The 23,174-nt window shown below is 44.6% G+C and carries 22 protein-coding genes and 1 tRNA gene; 18 read left to right on the top strand and 5 right to left on the bottom strand.

What is annotated here, in order from left to right:
- Positions 1–146 precede the first annotated feature (146 nt).
- From pstB to M3636_RS13975, 7 genes are all read left to right on the top strand, one after another.
- The gene (pstB, locus tag M3636_RS13945; protein WP_251382927.1) at positions 147–902 is read left to right on the top strand and encodes a phosphate ABC transporter ATP-binding protein PstB; all 756 of its coding nucleotides are present in this window, start codon (positions 147–149) and stop codon (positions 900–902) included.
- A 60-nt stretch (positions 903–962) separates the two neighbouring features.
- Positions 963–1,622 carry a phosphate signaling complex protein PhoU gene (gene phoU / locus M3636_RS13950; RefSeq protein WP_251382928.1) on the top strand — a complete coding sequence of 220 codons (660 nt, stop codon included), beginning with the start codon at positions 963–965 and terminating at the stop codon, positions 1,620–1,622.
- A 192-nt stretch (positions 1,623–1,814) separates the two neighbouring features.
- The gene (polA, locus tag M3636_RS13955; protein ID WP_251382929.1) at positions 1,815–4,466 is read left to right on the top strand and encodes a DNA polymerase I; all 2,652 of its coding nucleotides are present in this window, start codon (positions 1,815–1,817) and stop codon (positions 4,464–4,466) included.
- Between the two features lie 131 nt (positions 4,467–4,597).
- The gene (gene mutM / locus M3636_RS13960) at positions 4,598–5,428 is read left to right on the top strand and encodes a DNA-formamidopyrimidine glycosylase (protein WP_128101196.1); all 831 of its coding nucleotides are present in this window, start codon (positions 4,598–4,600) and stop codon (positions 5,426–5,428) included.
- A 169-nt stretch (positions 5,429–5,597) separates the two neighbouring features.
- Positions 5,598–6,386, top strand: coding sequence for an MntP/YtaF family protein (locus tag M3636_RS13965; protein ID WP_128101197.1), 789 nt, complete (start codon positions 5,598–5,600; stop codon positions 6,384–6,386).
- A 9-nt stretch (positions 6,387–6,395) separates the two neighbouring features.
- Positions 6,396–6,992 (top strand): dephospho-CoA kinase, encoded by a 597-nt coding sequence (gene coaE, locus M3636_RS13970; RefSeq protein ID WP_128104387.1) that lies wholly within the window; start codon positions 6,396–6,398, stop codon positions 6,990–6,992.
- Positions 6,989–7,552: a lytic transglycosylase domain-containing protein gene (locus M3636_RS13975; protein WP_128101198.1), complete on the top strand. Its 564-nt coding sequence runs from the start codon at positions 6,989–6,991 to the stop codon at positions 7,550–7,552. The genes coaE and M3636_RS13975 overlap by 4 nt, the downstream gene beginning before the upstream one ends.
- A gap of 167 nt (positions 7,553–7,719) precedes the next feature.
- On the opposite strand, the gene M3636_RS13980 is transcribed toward M3636_RS13975, so the two are convergent.
- Positions 7,720–7,941, bottom strand: a complete 222-nt coding sequence (locus M3636_RS13980) for an alpha/beta-type small acid-soluble spore protein (RefSeq protein WP_053783555.1) — start codon at positions 7,939–7,941, stop codon at positions 7,720–7,722.
- Between the two features lie 116 nt (positions 7,942–8,057).
- On the opposite strand from M3636_RS13980, the gene nrdR reads away from it, so the two are divergent.
- The 3 genes from nrdR (at position 8,058) to M3636_RS13995 (ending at position 10,649) form a co-directional block, all read left to right on the top strand.
- Positions 8,058–8,525, top strand: a complete 468-nt coding sequence (gene nrdR / locus M3636_RS13985) for a transcriptional regulator NrdR (RefSeq protein ID WP_128104388.1) — start codon at positions 8,058–8,060, stop codon at positions 8,523–8,525.
- A 206-nt stretch (positions 8,526–8,731) separates the two neighbouring features.
- Positions 8,732–8,804, top strand: a tRNA-Ala gene (locus M3636_RS13990).
- A gap of 435 nt (positions 8,805–9,239) precedes the next feature.
- Positions 9,240–10,649, top strand: coding sequence for a stalk domain-containing protein (locus M3636_RS13995; protein WP_251382930.1), 1,410 nt, complete (start codon positions 9,240–9,242; stop codon positions 10,647–10,649).
- 135 nt (positions 10,650–10,784) lie between these two features.
- Here M3636_RS13995 and M3636_RS14000 read toward each other — a convergent pair whose 3' ends face one another.
- Positions 10,785–11,171 (bottom strand): RidA family protein, encoded by a 387-nt coding sequence (locus M3636_RS14000; protein WP_251382931.1) that lies wholly within the window; start codon positions 11,169–11,171, stop codon positions 10,785–10,787.
- A gap of 108 nt (positions 11,172–11,279) precedes the next feature.
- Between M3636_RS14000 and M3636_RS14005 the strand changes: the two genes are divergently transcribed.
- From M3636_RS14005 to M3636_RS14035, 7 genes are all read left to right on the top strand, one after another.
- The gene (locus M3636_RS14005) at positions 11,280–11,618 is read left to right on the top strand and encodes a winged helix-turn-helix transcriptional regulator (RefSeq protein ID WP_251383078.1); all 339 of its coding nucleotides are present in this window, start codon (positions 11,280–11,282) and stop codon (positions 11,616–11,618) included.
- A 269-nt stretch (positions 11,619–11,887) separates the two neighbouring features.
- The gene (locus tag M3636_RS14010; RefSeq protein WP_251382932.1) at positions 11,888–13,405 is read left to right on the top strand and encodes a spore germination protein; all 1,518 of its coding nucleotides are present in this window, start codon (positions 11,888–11,890) and stop codon (positions 13,403–13,405) included.
- On the top strand, positions 13,402–14,577 hold the full coding sequence (locus tag M3636_RS14015) for a Ger(x)C family spore germination protein (protein WP_251382933.1): 1,176 nt from the start codon (positions 13,402–13,404) through the stop codon (positions 14,575–14,577). The genes M3636_RS14010 and M3636_RS14015 overlap by 4 nt, the downstream gene beginning before the upstream one ends.
- A gap of 15 nt (positions 14,578–14,592) precedes the next feature.
- A complete protein-coding gene (locus tag M3636_RS14020) occupies positions 14,593–15,726 on the top strand; it encodes a GerAB/ArcD/ProY family transporter (protein WP_251382934.1) in 1,134 nt (377 codons plus the stop codon).
- Between the two features lie 357 nt (positions 15,727–16,083).
- Complete coding sequence (locus M3636_RS14025) at positions 16,084–16,893, top strand: alpha/beta hydrolase (protein WP_251382935.1); 810 nt, start codon at positions 16,084–16,086, stop codon at positions 16,891–16,893.
- A gap of 44 nt (positions 16,894–16,937) precedes the next feature.
- Positions 16,938–17,459 carry a MarR family winged helix-turn-helix transcriptional regulator gene (locus M3636_RS14030; protein ID WP_128101207.1) on the top strand — a complete coding sequence of 174 codons (522 nt, stop codon included), beginning with the start codon at positions 16,938–16,940 and terminating at the stop codon, positions 17,457–17,459.
- A gap of 186 nt (positions 17,460–17,645) precedes the next feature.
- On the top strand, positions 17,646–19,001 hold the full coding sequence (locus M3636_RS14035) for an FAD-binding oxidoreductase (protein ID WP_251382936.1): 1,356 nt from the start codon (positions 17,646–17,648) through the stop codon (positions 18,999–19,001).
- A 172-nt stretch (positions 19,002–19,173) separates the two neighbouring features.
- Here the strand turns inward: M3636_RS14035 and M3636_RS14040 are convergent, their stop codons facing one another.
- The 3 genes from M3636_RS14040 to M3636_RS14050 all read right to left on the bottom strand — a co-directional run bounded on the left by M3636_RS14040 (position 19,174) and on the right by M3636_RS14050 (position 20,704).
- Positions 19,174–19,470: a putative quinol monooxygenase gene (locus tag M3636_RS14040; RefSeq protein WP_128101208.1), complete on the bottom strand. Its 297-nt coding sequence runs from the start codon at positions 19,468–19,470 to the stop codon at positions 19,174–19,176.
- 133 nt (positions 19,471–19,603) lie between these two features.
- Positions 19,604–20,254, bottom strand: a complete 651-nt coding sequence (locus M3636_RS14045) for a nitroreductase family protein (RefSeq protein ID WP_128101209.1) — start codon at positions 20,252–20,254, stop codon at positions 19,604–19,606.
- A gap of 30 nt (positions 20,255–20,284) precedes the next feature.
- Entirely contained in the window at positions 20,285–20,704 is a 420-nt protein-coding gene (locus tag M3636_RS14050; protein ID WP_056695410.1) for a MarR family winged helix-turn-helix transcriptional regulator, read from the bottom strand.
- A gap of 417 nt (positions 20,705–21,121) precedes the next feature.
- Between M3636_RS14050 and M3636_RS14055 the strand changes: the two genes are divergently transcribed.
- On the top strand, positions 21,122–23,137 hold the full coding sequence (locus M3636_RS14055) for an AraC family transcriptional regulator (protein WP_251382937.1): 2,016 nt from the start codon (positions 21,122–21,124) through the stop codon (positions 23,135–23,137).
- The last annotated feature ends 37 nt before the right edge of the window (positions 23,138–23,174 follow it).

A 23,174-nucleotide genomic window follows, 5' to 3' on the forward strand; every position in this document is an offset into this window, starting at 1 on the left:
ACATTCCGTTAACATGAAAGTGATACGGTTTTTACAATCGGAAGGTAGGATGTTAAAGATGGCCAAGAAGCTTGTTCTGATCATAGTAATTGGGCATCAACGTAAAGGGACTAAATTTCCCTGCAGCGAAGGAGAAGTGAGCATCCATGAAAGACCTCATTCACATTGATAAACTTAATTTATACTATGATACGCATCATGCGCTTAAAAATATATCGATGGACTTGCCGGAGCGAACGGTTACTGCGTTTATTGGTCCTTCAGGTTGTGGTAAATCCACATTGCTCCGTACATTGAATCGGATGAATGACATGATTCCAGGTGTTCGTGTGGAAGGACAAGTTCTGCTGAACGGCTCGGATATTTACAGCAACGAGATCGAAGTTGAAACGTTGCGCAAGCGTGTAGGGATGGTGTTCCAACAGCCGAATCCTTTTCCAAAATCGATCTACGATAACGTATCTTATGGCCCACGCCTCCACGGAGTAACGCAGAAAGCTGAGCTGGATCAATTGGTGGAGCAAAGTCTGACACATGCAGCTCTGTGGGACGAAGTGAAGGATGTACTCAAAAAGTCAGCACTTAGTCTATCTGGTGGTCAACAGCAGCGTCTGTGTATTGCACGTGCACTTGCTGTTCAGCCTGACGTATTACTTATGGACGAAGCAACCTCAGCCCTCGATCCAATTTCTACGCTTAAAATAGAGGAGCTTGTTAAGGAATTGCATCATAAATATACAATTGTTATGGTAACCCACAACATGCATCAGGCCGCGCGGGTATCCGGTCGGACAGTGTTTTTCCTGAATGGTGAAGTGGTGGAAGCCGCGGATACCGAGACATTGTTCTCCACACCGCAGGATTCCCGAACCGAGGATTATATATCCGGTAGGTTCGGTTAAGTAAGCTGATTGGAATGTTCCCGGCATATCCGGAGATGATGGACGAGGGGGATGGAACCTATGATTCAAAGAAAAGAATTTGATCAAGAGCTTGAGGAACTGCGTACATTGCTTCGTGAGATGGGCGAGCACGTAGGAACAGCACTGGATGGAGCAATCGAGAGTCTACAGACGCTGGATGTGGAAAAGGCTCAGGTCATCATCAAGAATGACGCAATTCTGAATGCGTTGGAAGACAAAATCATGGAACTTGGTTCCAAGCTCATTATTACACAGCAGCCGGTTGCCAAGGATCTGCGCCGCATTATTGTTGCTTTCAAAATCTCCAGTGATCTTGAACGCATGGGTGATCTTGCACTGGATGTAGCCAAAGTAACACTTCGTATGGAAGGTCAGCAGTTGATTAAACCTCTTGTTGATATTCCGAGAATGGCAGAGATTGTTAAAGTAATGATCGATGAATCCATCGAATCCTTCTTGAAGGAAAACACAGATCTGGCTTACAAAATGGCTCAGACTGATGATCAGGTTGACCAGCTGTACAGCCACATGATTAGTGATCTATACACGTTCATGACAGATCATCCAAACCGGGCTTCACAAGCGATGCTGTTGATGATGGTAGGTCGGTACATTGAGCGTATCGGTGACCACGCAACCAACATCGGTGAGAGTACGGTATATCTGGTCACGGGCAAACGTCCGGATCTGAATCAGTAATTGTAATTTACAAGCATACGATTGGAATTGGGGACTTACACGCACGGAATGAAGGAGCTTTCTCAGGACACCTATACATATAGGTAGTTCATAGGGAAGGTTCCTTTCTTTTTTGTTGTTGCAGGCGTGTATGGTATCATGAGAGTAGATATAGAATTTGAAGTATGACCATATGATACGTGAGGTGCTGGAATGGACAAGTTTATTCTTATAGATGGAAATAGCATTATATATAGGGCGTTTTTTGCAATGCCACCACTGACCAATTCAAAAGGATTACATACCAATGCGGTGTATGGTTTCACCACAATGCTGTTAAGGCTGCTTGAAGAGCATAAGCCAACACATGTGATGGTGGCATTTGATGCGGGCAAGGTGACTTTCCGCCATGAAGGATATCAGGAGTACAAAGGTGGCCGCGAGAAAACACCGCCTGAATTATCAGAGCAGTTCCCATTGCTAAAAGAATTGCTGCAAGGATTCGGCATTGCACAGTTTGAGCTTGAAGGATTCGAAGCGGACGATATTATCGGAACGTTGACCAAACGTGCGGATGAAGCGGGAAGACAGGTGCTCGTTGTATCGGGTGACAAGGACATGCTGCAGCTTGCCTCAGACCATGTTCATATCGGGTTAACACGTAAAGGTGTAACGGATATTGAATTGTATGACCCTGCCCAGATTAAGGAACGTTATGGCTTGACTCCATTGCAGATTATTGATCTGAAAGGTCTGATGGGCGACACCTCTGATAACATTCCAGGCATTCCTGGGGTTGGAGAAAAAACAGCATTAAAGCTGTTGCATCAGTTCGGTTCGGTGGAGGATGTACTGAATGGCACAGCTGAGCTGAAAGGTAAAATGAAAGAAAAGATTGAAGCTCACGCCGAAGACGCTCGGATGAGCAAGCAGTTAGCCACGATCCACCGCGAGGTTCCACTGGAGCAGACGTGGGAAGATATGCAGTTTGCTGGTTTACAGGAAGAAACAGCAGGGCCAGCACTAGCGAAGCTGGAATTCAAGTCATTGCTTGAACGTCTAAACTTCAGTGGCAAGGTAGACGTAGCAGCAGCTGTGCCAGCAGCTGAGGTCATATCTACCATTGCTACAGAGGAAACGATTGAAGAGCTATTTGCATCGCTTGAGACGATTAATGTTATCCATGTGGAAACGCACGGAGATAATCCGCATCAGGCGGAATTGGTTGGGATTGCATTAGGTGCAGGCGAAGAATATATCTTCTTGTCTCCCGAATTGCTTCAATCAAAGGCGGCATCTTCTGTAAGAGCGTGGCTAGGGAATCCGGACGAGCCGAAGCGAGGGTATGATCTACATCGCGTAGATCTTGCGCTTCATGCGCATGGCATTGAATTTGCGGGAGCAGCTTTTGATGTGCAGTTGGCTGCATATCTGCTTGACCCAACAGAGTCGAACCAGACGATTAGTGGCTTAACTGCCAAATACGGGCTACCTTCTCTGGTAGAGGATGATATCGTTATGGGCAAAGGTGCTAAGTATAAAGTGCCTGAGGCTGAAGTATTAGGTGATTTTCTATGTCGTAAAGCAGCGGCGGTGGCAGCCATAATTCCACTACAGGAGAAGGCGCTAGAGAGTGATGAGATGAATGCGCTGTTCCATGAGCTGGAGATGCCATTATCACGTATTTTGGCTGACATGGAGAAACAGGGGATTAAGGCAAATACGGCTGATTTGCAAGCATTGGGTCATGAATTCGAAGAACAGATTGGTCGGTTGATGTCGGAGATCTATCGCTTATCAGGTACAGAATTTAACCTTAATTCACCGAAACAGTTGGGTGAGATTTTGTTTGATAGATTAGGTTTGCCTGTAGTGAAGAAGACCAAAACGGGTTACTCCACCGATGCGGAAGTATTGGAAAAGCTCGCTCCGTATCATGAAGTAGTGCAGCATATTTTGCAATACCGTCAGTTGGCGAAGCTGCAATCCACTTATGTGGAAGGACTACTGAAGGAGATTTCACCGCGAGATGGCAAAGTTCATACGTATTATCGTCAGACGATCGCGGCTACAGGCCGCCTGAGCAGTCAATTCCCGAACCTGCAGAACATTCCGATCCGGATGGAGGAAGGTCGTAAGATCCGGAAGGTATTTGTTCCTTCCGAGCCTGGCTGGACGATTTTGGCGGCAGACTATTCCCAGATCGAATTGCGTGTACTTGCACATATCTCGGATGACGAGCGGTTAAAGGAAGCTTTTGTACATGATATGGATATCCATACGAAGACGGCCTCTGACGTATTTGGGGTGAAGGCTGAAGAGGTGGATAGTGATATGCGTCGATCAGCCAAGGCGGTAAATTTCGGAATCGTGTATGGCATAAGCGACTACGGTTTATCTCAGAACCTGAACATTACGCGTAAAGAAGCTGCGCAGTTTATTGATCAATACTTTGAAGTATTCCAAGGCGTACGTCGGTATATGGATGATATTGTGAGGGAAGCGCGTAAGGATGGATACGTCAAAACGTTATTGGAGCGTCGTCGTTACCTTCCTGAAATTAATGCAAGTAACTTCAATATACGTTCCTTCGCTGAACGTACAGCGATGAATACACCAATCCAGGGAACAGCAGCAGACATTATCAAGCTTGCCATGGTTCAGATGGATGAGGCGTTACGTGAGCGTAACTTGAACAGTCGTATGCTGCTCCAGGTACACGATGAGCTTGTATTCGAAGTGCCGGCAGATGAACTGGAAACGATGAAAGAGCTAGTACCAGCTGTCATGGAAAAAGCGTTAGAGCTGTCTGTGCCGCTCAAAGCTGAAGTGAGCTACGGGGAGAACTGGTACGAGGCGAAATAATAGATAATGGTTGCATGGAAAGTGGTGGGAGCTACCGATATTTTACAATTGGTTACGCCCATGCTTTTGACACAAGAAAGGGTGCCGCTGAGCCTCATCTTCCGTTATAATATAGGGGAGGTGAGAACATCATGCCGGAATTACCGGAAGTCGAAACAGTCAGAAGAACTTTGAATCAACTTATCGTAGGCAAGACCATTGATCGAGTTACAGTTAGTTTGCCGCGTATTATTCAGCGGCCGGACGATATAGATGCTTTTGCATTAGAACTCGCGGGACATACAGTGATCGGTGTGGAGCGCAGAGGGAAGTTTTTACGTATTTTGCTGGACGGGCTGGTGCTTGTCTCTCATCTTCGGATGGAAGGGCGCTATGGTGTGTACCAGCAGAACGAAGAGGTAGAGAAGCATACACATGTAATCTTCCACTTCACCGACGGAACTGAATTGCGTTATAAGGATGTACGCCAGTTTGGCACGATGCATTTGTTCAATGCGGGAGAGGAGCTTGTCTCCAAACCCTTGTTGAAGCTAGGTCTAGAACCGCTTGATCCGGCGTTTACGGTTGCTGCCTTTCGCGATGCCGTTGGCAAACGGACAACCAAGATCAAGGCGGTATTATTGAATCAGGCATATGTCGTCGGGATTGGGAATATATATGTGGACGAGGCTCTGTTCCGCGCAGGTATTCATCCAGAGACGATTGCCAAAACATTGTCTGAGGCTCAGCTAACGGTGTTGCACGAAGCGATTGTGTCCACATTACAGGATGCGGTTAATGCAGGTGGCTCATCGATTAAGTCTTATGTGAATGGTCAAGGTGAGATGGGCATGTTCCAGCATCAATTGAAGATATATGGACGTAAAGCCGAGCCTTGTCATAATTGCGGTACAATGATTGAGAAAAGTGTGGTGGGTGGCAGAGGTACACATTACTGCCCGAAATGCCAACCTATACTTTAGTTGCATCACTACGCTGAGCCTGAAGTCATCATTACTTTTCGAACGATCTCTTAAACTGTAGCACCCTTGGATTCCTCCTTCCATATACTGATATGGCAGAAATAAGCGGGCGAATACCCATACTGACATCTGTCGGTTGGAATGGATCCGCACAGGGGAGGAATCCGGGGTGCTGCATCATTTTATTTCGTTACTGGCGCTTGCTTTGGCGCTTAGTTTAGATGGTTTTGGAGTCGGGATTACATATGGGCTGCGCAAAACCAAGATTCCGTTGTTGTCCATTGCTGTTATCTCCATTTGTTCGGGATTAGTTATTGCCTTGTCTATGCAGGTGGGAGTGCTTCTCTCACGAGTAGTTTCACCGAATGTAGCATCCGAAGTTGGTGCTGTAATCTTGATTGTGATTGGTGGATGGTCACTATTCCAGCTTATTCGCAAGCAGAGTAAGGAAAAAGCGGAGACAGACGAAGGTACGGAGGAAGACTCGGCAAGTGAGCATGTGGAGCGTAGAGCCATCGGAACATCAGCCTTGACAGAGCAAGACGTAACTTCCAAAGGAAGGAATCAGGTTCTTGCACTGGAACTGGAGCAATCTGCTTCAGGCGGATCTGTGGAGCGGATGGTCTTCACCTTAGAACTTCGAAAATTAGGCGTCGTGATTCAAATACTACGAAGTCCCTCCAAGGCAGATATGGATAATTCGGGAAGCATCTCGACTCAGGAAGCAATGTGGCTGGGGATTGCTCTATCACTGGATGCATTCGGTGCAGGACTTGGAGCAGCATTACTTGGATTTCCAACGTTGTGGACAGCACTTGTCATTGCATTGTTCAGTGGAGCGTTTCTGTCACTTGGGATGAAGGTTGGACTTCGTTTTGCTGCGTTGCAATGGATGCGTCGCTTGTCCGTGTTGCCAGCACTGTTATTAATGTTTATGGGAATAATGAAGCTGTTGTGAGGTGAAATGATGAATATTGGCTTAACCGGCGGAATCGCCACAGGAAAGAGCAGTGTTTCCGCCCTTCTTGCCAGTAAAGGAGCACTGCTCATTGATGCAGACGTTATTGCCCGGGAGGTTATGATGCCCGGGCATCCTGTTTTGGCTGCCGCTGTTCAGCGGTTCGGACAAGCCATTCTTCATGAAGACGGGACGTTGGATCGCAAGAAGCTAGGTAGTATTGTTTTTCAGCATCCAGAGGAACGTAAAGCGCTTGAGGCTATTACCCATCCGGCGATTCGCCGAGAGATGAGAGAACGAGCGGCTGCATATGAGCAGGCACACCCGGATAAGCTTGTCGTATCGGATATTCCGTTATTGTACGAGTCGGGTCTGGAAAAAGGGTTCGATGAAGTCGTCGTTGTATACGTACCTAGAGAGTTACAGCGAGAACGATTAATGAGCCGGGATGGGTTGACTGGTGAGCAGGCTGATGCCCGGATTGCAGCCCAGATGGACATTGAGCAGAAGAAACAGCTTGCCGATATCGTGATTGATAACAGCGGATCATGGGCCGATACAGAGCAACAAGTCATATCTCTCCTTCAAGGTAAGGGTTTAATATGAAATGGCTGCGTAAGAAACGAGTACTGTTGTTGATGTTTGTTTCCTTCGTTCTAGTGCTGTTCCTGAATACGAACTGGATGGCGTGGTTCTACCCGATTCAATATAAGGATGAGATACGGGCACAATCCTATAGCTATGAGGTAGACCCGTTTCTAATTGCTTCGATCATTAAGGTAGAGACTAATTTCAAAACGAGCTTGGAATCCAAACGTGGTGCCATCGGACTTATGCAACTCATGCCTGATACGGCGAATTGGATTATGGAGCAGGCCAAAATTCCGGGTACGTCATTAGAAGAACTGAAGCATAAGCCTGAAAGGAACATTCAGCTTGGTACTTGGTATCTGAAGAACTTGTCCGATCAGTTCGATGGCAATGAAGCGGTTATGATTGCTGCATATAATGCAGGACCTGGTAAAGTAAGTAGCTGGCTCCGAGATGGCGTGTGGGATGGTTCTTTTGATACAGTCAAGGACATTCCTTTTGGGGAAACCCGGCACTATGTACAACGCGTTATTTATTATTATAATCAATATGTTAAGATCTATAATACGTTCTAGTTCGGATATATCGTGGGATGCTGTAGTTAGATGCAGGTGACTTGTGAAAAAAACGAATGGCATCATGCACGGTACAAGAGCCGGTTATAATAGTAGAAGCACAGAGCAGACCGGTTGTTCACCGGTCGCCCCATGCTCCTCTATAATACCGTATTACGATGCAGATATTATTGGTATTGACCTGCCAATTGCTGTTCTGCAATTGTTACCAGACGCTTCGTGATGTATCCACCGATCGAACCGTTCTCGTAAGAAGTCATGTTACCTTGGTATCCGTCTTGTGGGATGCTGATTCCGAGTTCTTGAGCAACTTCGTATTTCAGTTGTTCCAGGGCTGCGGAAGCTTTAGTTACCACCAAGTTGTTGGAGTTACCGTTGCTTTGTGCCATTGCTGTTCACCTCCTCGCGGTTGGTAAAAGTATTATGTGTCGTAGATACCATTTTCATTACAAAATGCTTACAGGGAACTTATGGAAAAAAGTCAAACATGGGAAGTGATCGAAAAATGAAATGTCCTTATTGCGCTTTTATGGGCACCAAGGTGCTTGATTCCCGTCCGGCCAATGAAGCAAAATCCATTCGTCGTCGTCGTGAATGCGAGCAATGTAGCCGCCGATTTACCACATTTGAGATGGTGGAAGAAACACCGCTGATTGTTATTAAGAAAGATGGAAGCCGAGAAGAGTTCAGTCGGGATAAAATTCTCCGCGGACTTATTCGTGCATGTGAGAAACGTCCAGTCTCGGTGGAGACACTTGAGATGATGGTTTCTGAAGCAGAGAAATCTTTGCGTAATACCGCTGATGCGGAAGTGGAGAGTCGTCAGATTGGTGAGTTATTGATGGAACAGCTCTTTCCCGTGGATGAAGTGGCGTATGTTCGCTTTGCTTCGGTGTACCGTCAATTCAAAGACATCAATATGTTCATGAAAGAATTGAAATCATTGCTGTCCAAAGAAGACCTCGAGGATTAGATGCCTAGGCAAAGGGAGAAGAGCAAGCTGGGGTTACGATACGTCATCATGATTGTGTTCCAGATAGGAAGATTGTTCTTCTCCAGATCCTTTGGGCAGCTTTGTAGGAGCAGAAAAAGATATTGACAGTAAAACACCGATTGAATATGATAAAAGGGTCGCCTGCGTAAGGTTGCAGAGGTGGACGAGTTATTATTGTATATCTTGGGGCCTTAGCTCAGCTGGGAGAGCGCTTCGCTGGCAGCGAAGAGGTCAGGGGTTCGATCCCCCTAGGCTCCATACTTAAAGAACCCGCTAAACACAAGGATTTTCTCGTGTTTGGCGGTTTTTTTTATGTTAAATTGCAGTTTTTATATACAAAAAAAATTCAGTGCACACGAAAAAATTTAAAGCTGATGCTTCTATCACTAAAGGAAGCCTTTATTTTCACACTCGTGTGCAGCTCCCAGTACCTTGGTGCCGCACTTCATGGCAAGGTTGGTCAGCTTGGTTAAATATAGTAGAACCCACATAAGGGTTCTGTTATGATGATGGAAGGTTTATAAGTTTATGGCATACAAGCAACTAAATATGATAGTAAAGGAGTGAGCTTTTTTTTAGGTACATCTTACATCTTGCTGGAGAGATACATAGTTAGAGCTAGAGGAACAACCATTTTTTAGATCAAAGACTTCTTATAACAATAGCTACGAAGAGAATGGGGAATATAGAGATATGAAACGAATTGTATTGCGATGGTCTGCTGTGACGATGGCGTGGCTTGTGATATTTATGCTAGCGCCTAATCTGACATCAGCAGCAGGACTTGTTTTTCCAGAACGGGATGAGGTCAAGCGAACATGGAATCAACTGCAGGACATGAATGTTGGATTAAAGACTTATGATACGGAACCTTCCTTTAAAGCACCATATGAGATCGGAAAAGTGAATCAGACAATGCTTGAACAAGCCTTGTTAGCTACGAATCTTGCTCGTGCCTTGGCAGGATTGCCAAGTGATGTACAGTTGGATGACGATTTGAATGCGTTGGCACAGCATGGTGCGGTCTTACTGGCTGCTACCGATAAGCTGTCTCACTATCCTGAGAAACCAGCAGATATGACAGATGATTTCTATAACAGAGGCTATGAATCCACTAAAAGTAGTAACCTGTCAAGCGGAAGAGATAACTTAAGTAGAAATGTATTAGACGGTTATATGCCAGATACAGGTAGGAATGCAGATCGAGTAGGACATCGCCGTTGGGTGCTCAATCCTTCTTTGCAGAAGGTGGGTTTTGGTATCGCTGGTGGATATGGTTCAATGCAGGTGTTCGACAAGTCTCGTGCTGAGGCAGTGAATTATGATTACATCGCCTGGCCGGCAGCAGATTTCCCGCAGCAGTTATTTGGCGGTTCTCACCCATGGTCTGTCACGTTGAATCCCGACAAGTATGAGAAGCCTTCTTTGCAGAATGTAAAGGTACAAGTCACTGATCTGCAAAGCCAGAAAAAATGGGTGCTAGATAGTACAAATAACGATCTAAACAATGATCTATACTTGAATGTGCAGTTAAGTGGGTTCGGCGTGTCTAACGCTATTATTTTCCGTCTGGACGGAGTAGAGGACTACACAGGGAAATACCAAGTTGACATTACTGGCTTGCGTACGTTGGGTGGACAGGCTACCGAGTTATCTTATACGGTAGACTTCTATGATTTATCCCAGCACTTCTATCCGGGCGAGACGGAGAAATGGAACCTGCAATTTTCTGTTGAGAAAGGTTGGTCGTATGAGACACGTACGGGAACGAATTATTTTGATGAAGTGAATCGTCCTTATATTGAAAAAGGAAGCACGCTCGTTCCACTAAGGCTTGTAAGTGAGTCACTAGGACTCGACGTCGAGTGGGATCCAGTTGATCGAGTCATTCGGATCTCAGATGATAAGAAGGAAATTGTTCTGAAGACGGACAGCCAGCAAGTCCGGGTCAACGGGGTAGAAACGACAGTTCCCGTAGCTCCAACTGTTGGTCGGGGTGTTACCTTTGTGCCACTGCGATTTGTTTCTGAACAGTTGGGTCTGTCCGTTGATTTTGAGGAGAGTACCAAGTTAGTACGAATTGAGCGGGAGTACGTGCACTAAGTCGCTCTTTTAATTGTGGCAGTTTTTTGATCAGACTGTACTAATTGTTATGAGAAGCGGAGATTCCCGGCACATATGCTGAGAATCTCCGCTTTTCACTTTGCTAAGAGAGGCTACTAACCGCTTATAATAGCGTTATTCCGTATGTGCTACTGCTCTGATCTCGACTAATTGTTCGGGGAAAGCTAAGTAGGTAACACCAATAAGGCTACCAGCAGGACGATGGTGATCCCCGAGGTATTCTTTAAAAATCTCAATAACTTGCCCTCCATGTTCCTGTGCGTTAGTTAGGTACACTTCAACATAAGCGAGATTGTTTTTCGTAATTCCGAATTCTGCTAACACGTGATCCAGGTTGTCCAGGGTTTGACGCGTCTGGGTTTCGATACTACCAACTCCAACGAACTCACCTGTTGCATTATGGGAGAATTGACCCGAGATGTAGAGGGTACCGTTGACACTGTATCCTTGTGAAATACCGTGATCCCAGAGATTATGATTATACGTTTGAACTGCATTCATATGTTTCTCTCCTTTACTTGAAAGTAAGGCTAAGTATAAACTTGGGACATAGAATAGGATAGTACGCACTTTAAAGATAGGTACTATCTGAAAGGATAGTGTGAAATGATGGGAATATCCGATTTGAACGGCGGAGATACGAATATTGCAGATACACCCTTTGGTTATACGATGTCCCTAATTGGAGGGAAATGGAAAATGATTATTCTCTATCTCTTAGCGGAAAAACAAACGGTTCGCTTCAATGAAATGAAAAGGCAGCTGGGGGGAATCACATTTAAGACGCTAAGCTCACAACTAAAAGAGTTGGAGGCCGATGGGATGGTTCAGCGGAAGGAGTATCCACAAGTGCCGCCCAAAGTCGAGTATAGCCTCACAGACAAGGCTAAGACGTTGTTGCCCGTGTTGGAACAGTTGTGCGATTGGGGAGTTAAGAACCGCAGCTAGAGTTATGGCGAAAGTCTCAAAAGTTTGGTAAGAGCACCGTCACATCATGTGATGGTGTTTTTTAGTTTTTATCATTTTGATAGCTTGAAAGCCTTGAGAACTAGTGGTTTAGCCTATGCTAACATTCCAACCCACGCACCTAAAACTGCATACATGATGCCATTGAGTAGCTTGTGTCTTTGCCAAGAGAGAATAAAAAATCCGTTTTGAGAAAATATATCCTTAAGTTAGACTTGCGCAACTACTCTACTCACTTAAGGAGCATTGAGATGGTCGACATTTTAGATTACCGGGATATGCCCTTCAGCACGGAGCTAGCAGCGAATGTAGACATCATCAAGAAGATTTATAACAATTCATCGGATATTAAAACAAGAACGTTTCCGCTCGCCAGCAGCGTAGATGCTTTTCTAATGTTTATCGACGGAATGGTCAATGAGTCGCTTCTTGACCTGCACGTTCTGGCACCGTTGCTACAAGCGCGTGCTGGTGATTCCCAGATTGACTTTGCCTACATATGCTCGATCGTCACTACAAGCCAGCTAACCATCGTTACGAGTTTTGAAGATCTGCTTAACCACATTTCAAACGGAAGCGTAGCGCTGTTCGTGGATAAGCTGCCATTCGGCATTAGCGTCGGCGTACCTGGTTGGCAGCAACGTGGCATTGAGGAGCCTGCGGCAGAATCGATTATCCGCGGACCTCGTGAAGGGTTTACCGAAACATTAAGTGTCAACACCTCGATGCTGCGGCGCAAAATTAAAGATCCCGCACTGAAGTTAAATCCGATTCAGGTTGGGCGATATACGAAGACCGCTGTCCTGATTGTGCATATTGATGGAATCGCCAATCATTCTCTGGTGGAAGAGGTCAGAAGACGCATTGAGAAAATTGATATTGATGGCGTGCTGGAAAGCGGATATATCGAGGGTCTGATTGAGGATCATCCGTATTCGCCATTTCCGCAGATTCAGGTTACGGAGCGTCCTGATGTCGTTAGTGCCTCATTGCTCGAAGGGAAAATCGGCATTATGGTGGATGGTACACCATTTTGCCTCATCGCACCTACAACTTTTTTTGCTATGCTGCAATCGCCGGAGGATTATTATCAGCGCTATATTATCAGCAGTTTCATTCGCTGGCTTAGATTTCTGTTTCTTATCATCTCGCTGCTTCTACCCTCGCTATATGTGGCGGTGCTGACATTCCATCAGGAAATGGTACCTACCTCACTGCTGCTCAGCATTGCGAAGTCACGGGAAGATATTCCTTTCCCAGCACTTGTGGAAGCACTGCTGATGGAGGTTTCCTTCGAGGCATTGCGAGAAGCCGGTGTACGCTTGCCGAAGCAGGTAGGTTCCGCCGTCAGTATCGTCGGTGCGCTTGTCATTGGACAAGCGGCAACCTCCGCAGGGCTTGTCTCATCACCAATGGTTATGGTCGTTGCCATAACGGGCATCGCTTCTTTTCTACTGCCCCAATACAGCGCTGGTATTGCCATTCGTCTATTGCGGTTTCCCATTATGTTTTTATCGGGGATGTTTGGTCTGCTTGGGCTGATGCTTGGCGTAATTGCCATCATTATTCATCTATGTTCCATTCGTTCACTGGGTGTTCCCTACTTGCAACCACTTGCGCCAATGAAATGGAGTGAGATGTTAGACAGCTTCATGCGGGGGCCGATTTGGAGCAATACGAAACGACCAAGCCTGACTGGGAAGAAAAAAACGATTCGGCAATCCGCTTTCGATCGTCCCGATCAAGGAGAAGAAGGAGCTTCCTCATGAACAGGCGGGTGCGTATTGCCTTACTTTTGCTAGTCGTCCTGTTACTGTGTCCTTTGCTGAGCGGCTGTTGGGATCGTAAGGAAGTCAATGACTTGGCGCTTGTAACAGGTGTAGCCATTGATCAGCGGGATGACAAGACGATTGAAGTCAGTATACAAATCTTCATCCCTCAAGATTCAGCGCAGGGTCAGTCACCTGGGGAAGCGTCAGGCGGGACAGGTACAACTTTTGTACAATCAGCCTCCGGTGTAAATATTGCCGATGCATTGTCCCAGTTACAGATGAAGTTTTCACGCAAAATTTATTGGGGGCATGCTGAAGTATACATATTTGGCGCAGACAAGGTAGAACACGGCATAAAGGAGGATATGGATTTCCTTATGCGGGATTCAGAGCCGCGTGAGCGAGCTTATGTCTTTGTTAGCAAAGGTAAAGCCAAAAAAGTACTGGAGATGCACTCCATTCTGGAGCGAAATACATCTGAAGTTTTGCGTGAGATGGCTGTTAACAAAACGAGCATCACCTCGTCGATGGCACATTTGATGGAGATGTTAGAAGAAGAGAGCAAGACGGCGTTGCTCCCCTGGGTTGAGTTGCTGCAAGCACCTAATCAGGACGACCCTTCAAAAGGCGTCGGTTATATCAATGGAACAGCGATCTTGCATGACGGTAAGCTGATCGGTGTATCCGATACTCGAGTAACCAGAGGTATTCTTTGGGCTATTAACGAAATGGATAATGCGATTATTACCATACGTCCAGAACATTCGGATGGTACGTTGTCGGTACAGTTGCTGCGAAATCGCTCAAGAATTAAGCCTGTTTTTAGAAACGGCGAGTGGTTCATTACAATCCATGTTAATTGCAAGAATCAATTAATTCAGAATACAACGGACATTAACACCGATCAGAGTAGCAAGAGTCTGCACAGGATTGAAAAGCAGCTTGAAGAAAATATTGAGGAGCGTATTTATCTGGCAATTGATGAAGCCAAAAACAAATACAAAACGGACATTTTCAATTTTGCTGGCGCTTTTCACCGTAAATATCCTCGCATATGGAAAAAGCATGAGAAGGATTGGGAGGCTATTTTTCCGCAAATCAAGTTCACGGTTATAGTAAAAGCGGATATTTTACGTCCCGGTATGTTTAGCACCCAACAATCCAAATAGAGAGGAGTAGGCCCCATGAGCAAGGAGAAGATCAGCGGCAATCAAATTTTTTGGATGATCTCTACGATGCAGATTGGTATGACCATTCTACTCACTATCAATCCTACCGTTGCTATTGCCAAGCAGGACGCCTGGATATCCATATTGCTCTCCAGCATGTTCTCCGTGGGGCTGGCCTATATCTTGACTCGCATCAGTATGATGTATCCGAATGAATCCCTCATTACCTATGCACCTAAGATTATGGGCAAGATTCTAGGGCATTTTATCATTTTGCTATACGTTTTGTACTGGTTTACAGTGCTAGCGATCATATTGAGACAATATGGCGATTTTATGATTGGTACGATTCTTCCATTGACCCCAGTCATTATCCCGATTGTTGGTATGATTATTGTGGCGGTTTACGTATCATTCGCTGGGATTGAGGTGCTGGCCAGATGCAGTGAGGTATTGGGACCGCTCATTCTGCTCGGCATTATGGTGCCCTTGTTGCTCAACATGTCACAGGTTCAGGTTCATAATCTGGTGCCAGTCATGGCTGACAACAATCTATTAGTGCTGGTCAAAGGTGCTCTGCCAACTGCGTCCTTTCTAGGGGACAACATATTGCTCATGATGATTTTACCTTTTCTCTCTCATCCACGCGATGGTGTGAAAGGAGCTGTACTCGGATCAGTGGTAGCAGGTCTCTTTACGCTATTGTCTGCAATGCAATGTGTCGCAATTTTTGGCTACTCAACTGCATCCAGACAAACATATCCGTTTCTCAATCTAGTGCGCTTTGTTTCCTTCGGTTTCTTGCAAAATCTTGATTCAATCGTTGTCGCGATCTGGATTATGGGGATTTTTATCAAAGTATCGCTTTATTTGTTTGCAGCCTCTTACGGGACTTCTCAATGGTTGGGCATCAAGCGTTGGCGCATTTTTATATTTATCGCTGCTCCAATTGCGATTGTGCTCTCGATGATACCACGTGACTTCGTGGATAGCTCCATTCTTTTTCCTAAGCTAGTGGCTGTACCGTTTAATCTACCTGTGAACTTTATTCTGCTGCCACTCTTGTTATGGATTGTGGGATCTATTCGGAATCGAAAGAAGAAGAGCGGGGAGCAACAGCGGAATTCAAAGGAACAAGAGGTTTCATAAATGGTTTCGAGTTAAGATAGAGAGTTCAGTTGATTAATATGGTACATCTCTAATACACTTCATCATATAAAATTGAATTTTAATTGGGCTATTATTCTATTTAATGATGAGGGGAAATCGACAAGCATGAGAGGATTTGTGGTTGAACTGCAGAAGGTATGCATTTGCCTGTTTTGTAAGCGCTATAATTTCTCGTAGACAAGGTACATAAGTCGTGATATATTGTTTCCGTAAGAAACAATATTATGTTTAATGAATACAAATTGATGTTGACTTAGAATCATGGATTGTTGATTCACAAGCACTCAAGCTACAACATTTCGATGACTTGAACTCAGTGAAAGGGACGGGATGAATATGAATACGATTGAGACTAAGATTAAATCTTTTGACGGAACTCAGCTTTATTTCAGTAAAAATGTTGTCAGTGATGTGAAGGCCGCGGTCGTTATCGTTCATGGGTTATGCGAGCATGCTGGGCGCTATGATTATGTAACGGAACAACTGAATAAACGTGGGGTTAGTGTGTATCGGTTTGACCATCGGGGTCATGCCAGATCAGAAGGGCAGCGCACGTTCTACAGTGATTTTCATCAAATCATTGATGATGTCAATGTCATTGTTGAAGCAGCATTGCAAGAGAGCGGTGATATCCCGATATTTGTGATTGGACATAGCATGGGCGGCTTTGCAACTTCTGCGTTCGGGACGAAATACCCTGGCAAAGTAAAAGGTATTATCCTTTCAGGAGCACTCACTCGTTACAATACAAAGGTTGCCGGAGAACTGCCGCTTGACCTTCCACTTGGCACGTATTTTCCGAATGAGCTTGGAAGTGGCGTATGTAGTGATCCAGAGGTTGTATCCGCATACAATAATGACCCGCTGGTTGAGAAGCAGATTTCTGTAGATCTGTTCAATAGCTTGGGGTATGGGGTAGCGTGGCTGAAGGAACATGCGAAGCAATTTGTTGATCCGGTACTTGTTCTGCATGGAGCGAATGATGGACTGGTGAGTGAACAGGATTCACGTGACTTTTACGGAGATATTGCCTCGACCGATAAAACGTTGAAAATTTACGCACACCTCATGCACGAGATCTTTAACGAGCCTAATCGTGATGAAGTTATTGAAGAAGCGATAACGTGGATTGAAAAACATATCTGATTTCAGTACATTTAGAGAGAATTTGAAGATGAAAGGGATTACCGATGAAATTGGAATGGATGGGCAACCATCGAGCACTCGTTGAGAAGATTATCAAATATGGCAATGCATATTCTAACACCTATAAGCTGCAGCGAAGTTATGGTACAGATGTGATGTTCTCGGCTTCACAGATTCAGACTTTGGAGTACATTCTTGAAGCTGAGGATAAAGAAGAGAAAATGTCCGAAATGGCAGCACGTCTTGGCGTTAGTCGCAGTACGTTCTCCAAGAACGTGAAAAACTTGACTGAAAAAGGCTTGCTGGAGAAGTACCATCTAAGCGGCAATCGCAAAGACATCTATGTTAAACCTTCTGCAAAGGGACGAGAAGTGTATGCCGAGTACACGGCGTTTGTGCGTAAGCTGTGTTTCGATGAGATTTTTAAATACGCTGATAACATCTCAGCGACTGACCAGGAACATTTTATTCGCATTCTGGATAAGTTAGCTGATGTCTTAGTCTGGTATGGTGAGAAAGAACAGGAGCCACGCAAGCTTGTTAAGATTGACCCAGTTGACGGTTAAACGCATTTTAATCGATCTGTGATGATCATTATATCTCATCGTATAAGGAATTTTCCCAGGTCCAATTGGCCAAGAGGGAAGATTCTTTTTTTGAACTCGCCCATTCCCTCCGCGAATGTCCTTCATACAGTATAGGGTACTTTCGTGGAGTGGGAGTCAACAAATGGTCAATGGGGAGAGTGGCATATGGTGAAATCATCAACAAAGCTTACCGGACGGGTTATTTATAAAGGAGATCCAGGTTATGAGGCGGCACGTAAAAATTGGGATCCTCATACCGACAGAAAACCTAAAGTCTTCGTTTTTGCCCAAAAAACGAAAGATGTATCCAATGCCATCAAGTGGGCTCGTGAAAATAACGTACCTATCAGACCACGGAGTGGAAGGCATGCACTTGAAGTGAATCTATCGCAGGTGAATGGTGGCATTGTTATTGATGTTAGTGAACTGAATACCATTAAGCTGGATACCAAAAAGGGAACAGTCGTTGTGGGCACAGGAAATCGAGTGGGGCGAATCGCACATACGCTGGCGAAAAAAGGCTTCATCGCTCCATTTGGTGACAGCCCGACGGTAGGTATTGGTGGAATTACGTTAGGTGGTGGGATCGGGCCACTCCAGCGCACCATTGGATTAATTAGCGATAACTTGCTCGAACTTGAGATGGTGGACGCTAACGGAAAAGTCATTCGGGCAAGCCGGAATTGTAACGCAGATCTCTTTTGGGCATCTCAGGGAGGCGGCGGAGGTAACTTCGGGGTATACACCAAATACAAATTCAAAGTACGTCGTGCACCGGCAAAGGCTACGGTATATCGGATTACTTGGCCGTGGGCTCAATGGGAGAAAGTTCTGAAAGCTTGGCAAAAGTGGGCTCCGTCCGTGGATACAAGACTGGGCAGTGAGTTGTCCATTGGACCTAAAAAGGGTGGAAATGTGAGTATGGAGGGGTTATTTCTTGGCTCCAAAACAGAAGCACTTCGCTTGTTAAAGCCACTCACCAGTGTCGGAACACCAACGCAAACGATTATACGCTCGGTGCCTTATCCTGATGCTGTAACCTTCCTGTTGCCACCAGATCCGGTACTTACTCAAAGGTATAGTAACCAGTTCTCTTCGGGTTTCGCCAAACGACCATTTCCAGACCAAGCGATCAAGTCGATGCGTAGATTTTTGGAAAATGTAGAAGGGGAGTTTGCGGGATTCTTTTTCCTCAACTGGGGCGGAGCAGTAAGTCGTAAATCACCTAGGTCTACAGCGTTTTTCTGGCGCAAAGCGAAGTTTTATGTTGAATGGAACAGCTCGTGGACGAAACCATCTCAAGCCGCCAAAAATATTGCAATCGTACGTAACACACGCCAAAAATTACAGCCATACATTGTAGGTTCATATATTAACGTACCAGACCAAGGCATCAAGCATTATGGACCTGTGTATTATGGTGCAAACTACGCCAGATTACGGAGAGTCAAAGCCAAGTATGATCCCAAAAATGTGTTCAACAACCCGCAAAGTATTACTCCTGCTCGTCCCATCAAGTAAGTAACTTCAATACTAGTATAGTTGAAAACCAAACTATCTAGTGTATGTGCTGTTTGTTGCAATCTATAAACATGAAAAAGCCACATGAAATCATCATTAGATGAGCTTCATGTGGCTGTACTGTTCTATACATATCGCATGCATAGCTTGAATATGCAACACAGAGGGAATATTAGTGTTTAACAGCTTCTCCAGCAAATACTTCAACATTCATTGGTGCAGCCATGAAAGCTGCAGCTTGTTGAACGAAAGCTTGGAAATGCGCACTTGCGTTATGAGCAGCTGTAGCTGCTTCATCTTTCCACAGTTCAACCATCGTATATTTTTGTTCTTGCTCTGTATGTTTCAACAATTCATAGCTGATGTTGCCTTCTTCTTGGCGTGTTGCAGCGATCAATTCTTTAGTTGCAGCAAGGAAAGCTTGCTCTTGATCCGGTTTAACTTGCAGGTGTGCGTGAATGATAATCATAATAGTCTACCTCCGTTGTAATGTATATTTGTTGGCTCGAATGGTTGTTACTCCTGTAAAGTGGGAAGACAGAGACCATTTTGGCCATATCTAACTAGAATTTAACTAGAACCAGCAATAAATGTAGCTAAGATTATGCCCAAGTTGTGATTGTATCTACAGGCAAACGATAGGAAGGATGACCTTCTTTAGCAGATTTACCAATCGAGATCAGCATTACTGGTTGATAACGTTCTTTGTCCATTCCGAATGTTTCTGCGATTTGATCTTTCTCGTAACCACCGATAGGGTTAGTGTCATAACCGTGTGCACGAGCAGCCAGCATCAATTGCATGGAAGCAAGACCAGCATCAATCAGGTTAACGTCACGCAGAGCTGCTGCAGGCATATTATCATAATAAGGTTTAACAAATTTAACTTGTTGATCTTTGACATCCTGTGGCATGAAACCATGTTCCACAGCTTTGCTGAAGATCTCTTCCAGGTGTTCAACATTGTTCATGTCGATAAATACACCAATGACAGCAGCAGAAGTCAGCACTTGATTTTGGTTGAATTTAGCCAGAGGAGCAAGTTTTTCTTTACCTTCCGGTGTGTCTACAACAAGAAAACGCCACGGCTGCATATTAACAGAAGAAGGTGCACGTGAAGCTTCTGCCAGAATCTCTGTCATTTCTTCACGACTGATTTTAACTTCAGGATCGTAAAGTTTAACGGAGCGACGGCCGTAAGTTATTTCGTTAAAATCATTTGTTTTTTGGAATTTGCTTTCAATTGTACTCATGTATATTTCTCTCCTCTATATATAGGTTGGTTAGAAGTTGTTTTGCATACGTTCCAAGTAATCAGCGAGTGCAAGCACTTCTTCTTCACTAAAATCTTGTAGAATCTGGTTAATAAAATTGGTTTTCTCTGTCTTATAGCCTTCAATCTGCTTGCGACCATGATCTGTCAGACGAACAAAAGTTACCCGGTTATCATCGGGGTTCTTACGTCTGGTCACCATCTGATCCGCTTCTAGTTGCTTTAGGTGGCGTGTAATGGCAGCACTATCGATATTGATGATTTTCTGAAGCATGGACTGATTGATCTCATCGACCTGATCCAATTCATGCAAAATCTCAAAGCGAGAGGAGCTGATACCTGTACAGCGTTCGAACTTGGGACTAATTTTGTTACCCAGTACATTCAGCAGATTGATGATCTGTTCTTCTTTGGAAACCATACGTGTCATGACTAGACCTCCCGGGTGAATCTGAATCATGAACAACGGCGTATGTTAACAAATAATTAAAGTTGCCAGTATACAATGCCATTGCCTAATGATTACTACGTTGGCTGCTGTCGATCATTGATGGATCAATATTTGAGGCATCAATCATTGACGGCTCAATTAATATATCATGCCTTTTATGGATTTGCAACAGGTTAACAAAAGATGGAGTTTGTATAGTACGCAGCTGAAATATCTATGTGGATGTAGTTTATCCGTTTGAAGGCAAACATATTGGCTGTATTTCATTGAGAATTATTATCATTTAAACTATAATAAAAGGAAGTCTATATATTCGAACAATACGTATAGACCGGTTCCTTATAGTTAAGGTATAACGTTAAAAGCTGTGCCTGGACAGGAGAATTTACGAAAAAGATGAATTTAAATGATCATATCCTTCTATGGAATCATGTTTTTATCAAAATTTTGGATGTTCGAAAAAATACTTTAGAACCTGGAGAGAAGCTAAGCCATTATCAATTGCCCGCAAGTACTTACTTATATATGATTGACGGAACCGCAAGGGTAAGAATGGATCAACAGCTTTATATTATCGATGGTTTCCATGTCGTTCATGGAGGTAAGCTTGCCGCGCTAGAGATAGAGACCGATTCAGGTGTTGCTTATTATATGATTTTGTACAAAGCGGTTCTAACATTGCCCTGTCGTATGGAAGTCCAATATCTGATGGAGCATGAGCGTCCATTCCAGGATCAGTTCGCTATGATTCCTGCCAACCCGCTGGATATGTATCAATGTATTGAAGCACTTTATTGGGAGTGGGAGCAGCCTAGCAAACTGGCTAAACTACATGCCAAAGTGTTATTCCAGCAGTGGGTTTACGCTTTATTGGAGGATTTACATAAACGGTCTATTCAGCCTTCCAAACCGGATTTGGTGACAAGAGCGGTCGAATATATGAACACGCATCTACATGAACCTCTTGGTTTGGACAAGATGGGGGAGGAATTGGAATGTAGTGTGGGGCACTTGTCTAGACTATTTAAACAAAAGTTAAATGTCAGCCCTATTCAATATCTGGCACAGAGACGTGTTGAGAGAGCTGCATACCTAATGACTCATACCGATGCGACGTTGCAACAGATTGCCGAACAGGTTGGTTATCCAGACGCCCATTCACTGAGTAGGAGCTTCAAGAAGATCCAGGGACTTTCACCTCTGCAATACAAAAAGAAACAGCGTATGAATGGAGCCAAACAAGCGATTACTTTTCAAAAAAAGCATGATTTGCCCCATTTGATGCAAGAAAATGCCCTTCAACCTCTTAATTCTCACCTTTATAATGATATTGATTATCAATATCATAAGAATGTTGGAGGGGAATTATTTATGCAAGGAAAATTTAAAATGACAGCATTGTCGATGTTGCTATGTTTCACGCTTTTGCTCGCGGCTTGTTCAAGTCCTGCACCGTCTGCAAGCAATACGCAACCAGCAACGACTACATCTACGGCACAATCCAGTAATCAGGCAACGACGGACGGAAAATCAGCTACGTCCGCAGAGACGCGGACAGTGTCAACGTTGCGAGGTGATGTTGTCATTCCAGCCAATCCGCAGCGTGTAGCCTCAGATCAATATATGGGATACTTGTTGAAGCTCGGCATCATCCCTATCGGTGTGAGAACATTTATGCTAAACGAATCGTGGATCGAGAAGTCCGGTATCTCCGAAGATATTATCGCAGGCATTGAAGATTTGGGCGGGGAATTCCCGATGAATCTGGAGAAGTTGGTTTCACTTGAGCCAGATCTTATTATTGGTTCAATTGACAAAAATATCGAGGATTATGAGAAAATTGCGACGACCGTCTTTTTACCTTATTGGGAAGGGGAGACGACCTCAGGGCCACTGGAGAAGCTGCGCCGAATCGCTGGTGTGTTTGGGAAAGAGCAGGAAGCGGAGAAGTGGATTACTGCGTACCAAGAAGACGTCGAAGAAGCGAAGCAGCAGATTGATGGAATTATCAAAGACGGTGAGACCGTATCCATCGTACAGGTTGGTAATAAAGCATTGTATGTTATGGCGGCAGAAGGTGGAAATTACGGCAGTTCTACCATCTATGATATGTTGAAGCTTCCGCCTACTCAGCAAGCGCTAGATATGAAGGAAGGATTCGTGAATATTTCTCTTGAGGTACTGCCCGAGTACATTGGAGATCATGTCTTCATATATGGTTCACAAGATGAAGGGGCTAATGAAGTATTGAACAGTGAAGTATGGAAACACCTTCCTGCTGTGCAGAAAGGACAGGTCTATGCGTATGGCTCCTTCGGAGACAAAGGGGACGAATTCGTGATGGAAGATCCATACTCCCTGGAATTGCAGCTAGATACAATCAAGAATCTGTTACTGAATGCCAAAAAGTAGATTGTTATTCATGGATTAGTGAATTTGATCCAAACAG

The organism is Paenibacillus sp. MER 99-2, assembly GCF_023714095.1.
Lineage (GTDB): Bacteria > Bacillota > Bacilli > Paenibacillales > Paenibacillaceae > Paenibacillus.